At 59.1% G+C, this 7308-nt stretch carries 5 protein-coding genes; 2 read left to right on the top strand and 3 right to left on the bottom strand.

The window, feature by feature from the left end; translation table 11 throughout:
- Nucleotides 1-1743 (bottom strand): DNA polymerase II (locus Q1V60_RS13825; RefSeq protein ID WP_300631239.1); only part of this gene is annotated, 1743 nt, incomplete at its 3' end.
- Between the two features lie 204 nt (nt 1744-1947).
- Between Q1V60_RS13825 and Q1V60_RS13820 the strand changes: the two genes are divergently transcribed.
- Entirely contained in the window at nt 1948-4149 is a 2202-nt protein-coding gene (locus Q1V60_RS13820) for a TonB-dependent siderophore receptor (protein WP_300631237.1), read from the top strand.
- 46 nt (nt 4150-4195) lie between these two features.
- On the opposite strand, the gene Q1V60_RS13815 is transcribed toward Q1V60_RS13820, so the two are convergent.
- On the bottom strand, nt 4196-4663 hold the full coding sequence (locus tag Q1V60_RS13815) for an SRPBCC family protein (RefSeq protein ID WP_300631235.1): 468 nt from the start codon (nt 4661-4663) through the stop codon (nt 4196-4198).
- A 99-nt stretch (nt 4664-4762) separates the two neighbouring features.
- Between Q1V60_RS13815 and Q1V60_RS13810 the strand changes: the two genes are divergently transcribed.
- A complete protein-coding gene (locus tag Q1V60_RS13810; protein WP_300631233.1) occupies nt 4763-5119 on the top strand; it encodes a GFA family protein in 357 nt (118 codons plus the stop codon).
- Between the two features lie 46 nt (nt 5120-5165).
- Here Q1V60_RS13810 and mrdA read toward each other — a convergent pair whose 3' ends face one another.
- Nucleotides 5166-7058: a penicillin-binding protein 2 gene (gene mrdA, locus Q1V60_RS13805; protein WP_300631231.1), complete on the bottom strand. Its 1893-nt coding sequence runs from the start codon at nt 7056-7058 to the stop codon at nt 5166-5168.
- Nucleotides 7059-7308 lie beyond the last annotated feature (250 nt).

Here is a 7308-nt window from a genome sequence, read left to right as displayed (position 1 = left end):
CAGATGGCTGCGCCACCAGTCGTTGACGTGCTGCACCAGCGCCTGGCCGATGCGGCTGGCGTCCTCCAGGGAATGGGCGCTGCCGAGCCAGACGAAGGTGGAATCGGTGTCGCCGTAGATCACTTCATAACCCTGGGCCTCAACCAGCTCGCGGGTCTGGCGCATGATCTGATGCCCGCGCATGGTGATCGAAGACGCCAGGCGCGTATCGAAAAAACGGCAGCCGCTGGAACCGAGCACGCCGTAGAAGGCGTTCATGATGATCTTCAGGGCTTGGGACAACGGTACATTGTGTTCACGCTTGGCCACTTCGCGGCCTTCGGAAACCCGCGTGACGATGGACGGCAGGCAATGCCGGGTGCGGGAAAAACGCGCGCCGCGAAAGCCTTCCACCGAGTCGCTGTCGTCGGGATGCTTGAGGCCTTCGATCAAGCCCACCGGGTCGATCAGAAAACTGCGGATGATCGACGGGTACAGGCTTTTGTAGTCCAGCACCAGCACCGATTCATAGAGACCTGGACGTGAGTCCATGACAAAACCACCGGGGCTGGCCTGAGGCGGCTTGTCGCCGAGGTTGGGCGCGACGAAGCCCTGGCGGTGCATCAACGGCATATAGAGATGGGTAAACGCTGCGACAGAACCGCCATTGCGGTCGGCAGGCAGCCCGGTGACGCTGGCGCGCTCCAGCAGAAACTTGAGCAGTTCGGTCTTTTCGAAAATCCGCGTGACCAATTCGCAGTCCTTGAGGTTGTAGCGCGCCAGAGCGGGCTTGTCCTCGGCGAACATGCGGTTGATTTCGTCCATGCGCTGGTAGGGCGTGGAAATGTCCTTGCCTTCACCCAGCAGGGTTTGCGCGACGTTCTCCAGGCTGAACGACTCGAAACTCCAAGTCGCGGACCGCAGGGCTTCGATGCCGTCGATGATCAACCTGCCTGCCGCCGCGGCGAAATAATGATTGCGGCTGCCGTGTTCGCGCCAGGTCATGGCTTCACCGCCGCGCCCGAGCAGAAGAGGCACGTTCAGGCGCTGGGCATGTTCGTGCAGTACACGCAGGTCGAATTGCACCACATTCCAACCGATGACCGCATCCGGATCGTGGGTGGCCAGCCATTGGTTGAGGCGTTCGAGCAATTGGGCGCGGGTGTCGCAATAGTCGAGCTTGAAATCCACCGCACAAGCTTTGTTGGGTGGGCCGAGCATGTACACCTGGCGCTCGCCGCACCCTTGCAGGGCGATGGAATAGAGGTCGCCCTGGGCGGTGGTTTCGATATCGAGGGATACCAGTTTCAGTGCGGGTCGGTAATCGGGAGCGGGCTTCATCTGCGCATCGCGCAGCGTGCCGCCTGCGTCGGGCGTGCCGCCGAACCAGACAGGGGCAGTGATGAACCGCTCCATCATGTAGCGCTCGGGCGGGCGCACATCGCCTTCATAGACATCCACCCCGGCAGCGCGCAGGCGCTTCTCGATATCCATCATCTGGCGGTGCTGCCGGGCATAAAGGCCCAGAACCGGCCGGTGATGGAAGTCGCATAACTGCAACGCACGCAACTCGATATCGCGCTCGTCCTTGAGCAGCCAGCCCAGCGGCTTGCGATGGACCTCGGGGATAAACATCACCGAGGTTTGCACGGGTAGGCGAATACACCGAGGCCCTTGGTCGGTCGCCAGCCAGAAGCTGACCTCCGTACCTGCCGGGGTGTCGCGCCAATGCCGGGTCAGGACAAACCCCTGCTGTAAATCCACCGTACCGCACCTCTGGAATCGCTTTCAGGGCGTGATTCTACTCGGCATCCAGGTAAACGCGGCACGTTAACTGCGATCTCACAAATTTGTTGCAAGGAATGAATAACAATCACTATCATTCGCGCTGGAGCTGTATCCGCGCAGTGAGCAAGCGCACCGTTGTGCCCCTTTCTCATAATCGACGGTTCACCGTCAGGATTGACCATGCCCCTGTGTAGCCGCCTCGCTGTGCCCTTTCGTCCCACCCTGCTCGCCCTTTGCTGCTCCCTGAGCGTTGCTGCGCATGCGGATACGAGCAACACCTTGGAACTGGATGCAACCCGCATCGACGCCCAAGCCCCCGCGCCCGATGCGTTGCCTGCGGTGTATGCCGGCGGCCAGGTTGCTCGCGGCGGTCAACTGGGTGTACTGGGCAATCAGGACATCATGGACGTGCCGTTCAGCATGTCCTCCTACACCGAGCAATTGATTCGCGACCAGCAGGCGGAAACCATCGGCGACGTGCTGCTCAATGACTCGTCCGTGCGCCAGGCGTCGGGGTTTGCGAACCAGGCCCAGACGTTCATGATCCGTGGCTTGCCGTTGAATGGCGACGATATTTCCTATAACGGTTTGTACGGCATCCTTCCACGCCAGATCATGTCCACTGATGCGCTGGAACGCGTGGAAGTGTTCAAGGGACCCAACGCGTTTATCAACGGTGTCACGCCGGGCGGCTCGGGGATCGGCGGCGGTGTGAACCTTCAACCCAAGCGCGCCGGTGACGTGCCGCTGCGCCGTTTCAGCACGGACATCAGCAGCGATGGTCGGGTTGGCGAACACTTGGATATCGGGCAGCGCTTTGGTGAAGACAATCGTTTTGGCGCTCGGGTCAACCTGTCTCAGCGCGAAGGTGATACCGGCATTGACGACGAAAATCAGCGTTCGAAACTGTTCGCGATCGGCCTGGATTACCGTGGCGATGCGTTGCGCCTGTCGGGTGATTTTGTGTATCAGAAGCAGCGTATCAATGGCGGACGAAACTCGGTGTTCCTGGGCACCGCTACCCACGTGCCGGATGCGCCGTCGGCAGATACCAACTACGCGCCCAGCTGGAGCAGCACCAATCTTGAGGACACCTTGGGCATGCTGCGCGCCGAGTACGACCTGAATGAAAACTGGACGACCTACGCTGCAGGCGGTGTCAAACACAACCGGGAAATGGGCCGATATTCTTCGATTACCCTGACCGATAACCTGGGCAATGCCACCTCCAGCCGCTCGACCATCGCGCACGAAGAAGACAACTCCAGTTTAATGGCCGGCTTAAACGGCAAATTCCAAACCGGCCCGGTCAGCCATCGACTCAATTTCGGCCTCGCCGGCATCTGGACCCAGGTGCGCAACGCCTATGTGTTCAACGGCTCACCCAGTGCAACCAACATTTACAACCCTGTGACCGGCCCGGTCCCCACGCTCAACGCTGTACGCAATACCCCTGGCACCGACTTCAGCGACCCGACCATTACCGGCAAGACATTCGTACGCAGCGCTGCGGTATCCGACACGTTTGGCTTCTTCGATGATCGTCTGTTGGTGACGCTGGGTGCACGTCGCCAGCAAATGGTGGTGCAGGGCTACAACTACATGAGCGGTACGCGCACGGCCAACTACAACGAATCGATCACCACGCCGGTCTACGGCATTGTCTTCAAGCCGTGGGAGCATGTATCCCTGTACGCCAACCGCATCGAAGGCCTGGCCCAGGGCCCGACCTCTCCGCTCAAATCCGGAGACCGGACGATTATCGGTGGCGGGCAAGCCTATGCACCCGCTCGCTCCAAGCAGATCGAAGCGGGCGTCAAAGTCGACATGGGTACTTATGGCGCAACCCTCGGTGTCTATCGTATCGAGCAGCCCGGAGCGGGCTATGCGCAAGTCATCGATGCAACCACGGCCCGCTATGTGCGTGAAGGCCAGCAGATCAACAAAGGCGTCGAACTGAACGTCTTCGGCGAGCCGGTAAGCGGCCTGCGCCTGCTTGGGGGCGTGACGCTGATGAAGACGGAACTCAAGGGCACCCTCGACGGTGCCAACGACGGCAACCGCGCCATCGGCGTTCCTTCATTCCAGTTCAACGCCAGTGTGGATTGGGACGTGCCCGGCCTGCAGGGCGTGACCCTCAATGGTCGCATGCTGCGCACGGGCGGCCAGTATGCCGACGCGGCGAACAACTTGAGCATACCGGCCTGGAATCGCTTCGATGTGGGCGCGCGCTACACCTTCGCGTTGGCTAATCGTGAGGTGACATTGGGCGCTACGGTGGAAAACGTCGCCAACGAGAAATACTGGGAATCGGCCCAGGGCGGCTTCCTGAGCCAGGGCGATCCGCGAGTGGCAAAGTTGTCGGCGACGATTGACTTTTAAAAACACGGCCGTTGGAGGCGGGCATCAGCTTCGATGCCCGTTCGCGTCAGGTTCGTCGGGCCTTGTTCAGATAGTTTTCAATATTGCCCATTTGCTCGTCCCAGCCACGGGAGTTCATTTTGAAGGCTTTCTGACGCCGAGCCTGGGGCACCTCGTCGAAACCGGATTCGACGACCCGTAGCAGAATGCCCGGTGCGCGATCCTCGAGGGTGAATTCCACCAGCGTCGGTGTTTCCTTGTCGTAGTCCACGTCCTTCTCTACCGCGAAGGGATGCCACCAGAAAGAAAACAGGGTTTGCGGCAGAATGCGTTCGATCCTGGCCTTCCACACCACATGTTCGTAGCCGGGGTAAGTGATCGGCGCTTCGATGGTTTCTCCGGCTACAAAGGTTTTTCCCTTGAGGGCGATACCAAACCAATCGCCAAACTGCTCAGCATTCGTGAGCGCTTCCCAGACCTGTTTACGTGACGCGTTGAGCAGCACTTTTCGTTCTATGCGATCTAATACGTGCATAAGTCACCTCCTCCATTGAACACTAGGCGACATCGACCAATGCGCAACCTTTGGTTATGCGCGATGATGATGACCCCATCCTTGACCTGGCAATAGGTTATGACTGAGCCGTTGAATGGAAGTTGCTTGTGCAAAGGCGTGCGCTACCAAGTGGACCGCCTGGACATGCCCATCAGTCACTGCCATTGCGACAGCTGCCGCAAGGCGCACGCGGCCGCATTTGTCGCCACGGCCGGGGTGATGCGCGAGCACTTTCGCTGGACGCAGGGTGAACAATTGCTGTCATCGTTTGAGTCATCGCCGGGCAAGCAGCGCCGTTTCTGTTCGCGCTGCGGCTCGCATTTGATCGCCGAGCGAGCGCACCAACCCCACGTAATCGTGCGGGTGGCGGCGCTGGACGCTGATCCGGGCGCCAGGCCCACCGCGCATATCTGGACAGCCCATGATGTGCCCTAGCTTGTTTATGACGGCGTGGAGCGCTGGGCCGAATGGAAAGAGTGACTTAAACGCGCGGATCGCCGGGAGCTTTGGCCGGCGTCGCATATTGCGGCTTCAGATGACCCTCCTGGTCGAGCAGCCAGGCATCCATGATCTGTCGCACCACCGGACCTGCCACACGGCCACCCGCCTCACCGTTTTCAATCATCACTGAAATCACGATCTTGGGATGTTCGGCTGGCGCAAAGCCGACAAACAAGGCGTTATCGCGATGACGCTCCAGCGTCTTGTTGCGGTTGTAACGCTCACCTTGCTTGATCGCCACCACCTGCGCGGTACCGCTCTTGCCGGCGATGCGATATTGGGCACCCTGCGCGGCGGCCCGGGCGATGCCGCGCGGGTCGTGCATTACCAATTGCATGCCGTGGTTGACCTGTTCCCAATCACGCGGGTCTTTGAGGACTACGTTGGGCATCGGGTTCTCATCCACCGGTGGCACGCCGTTGATGGTCTTGGCCAGGTGCGGCCGGTTCCATACACCTTTGTTAGCAATTAGCGCAGTGGCCTGGGCCAGTTGCAGCGGTGTGACCTGCATATAACCCTGGCCGATGCCCAGGATCACGGTTTCACCCGGAAACCAGGGCTGGCGACGCGTGGCACGCTTCCATGCTTGGGAGGGCATCAAGCCGGCGGATTCTTCGAACATGTCCAGGGACACCTTCTGACCTAAGCCGAATTCGGCCAGGTAATCATGCAGGCGATCAATGCCGAGTTTGTGGGCCAAGTCATAGAAGTAGGTGTCATTGGAGCGCATGATCGCGGCGTCCATATCTACCCAGCCGTCGCCGCTGTGGTTCCAGTTGCGGTATTTGTGATCGAAGTCCGGTAACTGGTAGTACCCCGGATCAAACACGCGGGTTTGTGGGGTGACAACACCGCTGTCTAGCCCTGCGATGGCCACTTCGGGCTTGATGGTTGAGCCTGGCGCATACAGCCCTCGCAGCACGCGGTTGAACAGCGGTCGATCGATGGAATCATGCAGCGCTGCATATTCCTTGAAGCTGATACCGGTGACGAACAGGTTCGGATCGAAACTCGGCTTGCTGACCATGGCCAACACTTCACCGGTTTGCGGGTCCAGGGCGACCACCGAACCACGACGATCACCCAAGGCTTCTTCTGCGGCTTCCTGGAGCTTCACGTCAAGGCTCAGAACGATGTTTTTGCCGGGGATAGGGTCCGTGTGCTTCAGCACGCGCAATACCCGCCCTTGGGCGTTGGTTTCGACTTCTTCATAACCGACGTGACCGTGCAGTTCAGACTCGTAGAAGCGTTCGATGCCGGTTTTTCCGATCGATTGGGTGCCACGGTATTCGACTGAATCGAGGGCCTTGGACTCCTTCTCGTTGATTCGTCCGACATAGCCGATGGAGTGAGCGAAGTGCGCACCCAGCGGGTAGTGGCGGACGAACTGGGGCTCAACGTCCACACCCGGTAGACGGAACTCATTGACGGCCAAAACGGCGATCTGCTCTTCGGTCAGTTCGTAGAACAGCGTGACGGGAACAAACGGATGGCGAGCTTGCTTGAGCGCTTTGTCGAACACGGCCCGATCTTCGGCGGGCAGGTGTAAAAGACTGACGATCGCATCCAATTCCCCCTTTAGATCGGTGGTGCGCTCGCGGGTAATGGTCAGGTTGTAGCTGGGTCGATTGTCAGCAAGGACCACACCATTGCGGTCATAGATCAAGCCCCGAGTAGGAGTGATGGGCAGCACATGGACGCGATTGTTTTCGGAAATCGTGGCGTGATAGTCGTATTGAACCACCTGCAGGAAGTACATCCGCCCCACAAGGGCGCAGGTGATGCCGAGTACCATGAGTGCGCAGGCGAGCAAACGTTTGTTGACCAGACGGTTTTCTTTTTCGTGATCCTTGATCGGTATCGGCTCAGGCATTTCTACAGCATCTCGTTAAGGAAGGTCGACGCCGCGTCCTGCGGATAAAAATCAATCCTTGTGAAAATGTGCTGCACCATACCAAAAATGCAGAAACACTTTGCATTGATTTCCCTTAACGGCCGGTTATTTAATCTAAGGAAGCTAGAGCGTGGTTGGCGAGCGCGCGATTAAGAGTGAGCGTATGGGAAGCCGCCGCATTTTCAACCGCCCAAAACAAAACCCCTGTTTGCGCAAGCAAACAGGGGTT

The sequence above is a fragment of the Pseudomonas sp. genome (assembly GCF_030147005.1).
Taxonomy (GTDB): Bacteria; Pseudomonadota; Gammaproteobacteria; order Pseudomonadales; family Pseudomonadaceae; genus Aquipseudomonas.
This window is presented reverse-complemented; position numbering and strand designations above follow the sequence as displayed.

Coding starts and splice junctions, on each gene's coding strand:
- Q1V60_RS13810 (WP_300631233.1), top strand. CDS start 4,763: ATGACTGAGCCGTTGAATGGAAGTTGCTTGTGCAAAGGCGTGCGCTAC.
- Q1V60_RS13820 (WP_300631237.1), top strand. CDS start 1,948: ATGCCCCTGTGTAGCCGCCTCGCTGTGCCCTTTCGTCCCACCCTGCTC.
- mrdA (WP_300631231.1), bottom strand. CDS start 7,058: ATGCCTGAGCCGATACCGATCAAGGATCACGAAAAAGAAAACCGTCTG.
- Q1V60_RS13815 (WP_300631235.1), bottom strand. CDS start 4,663: ATGCACGTATTAGATCGCATAGAACGAAAAGTGCTGCTCAACGCGTCA.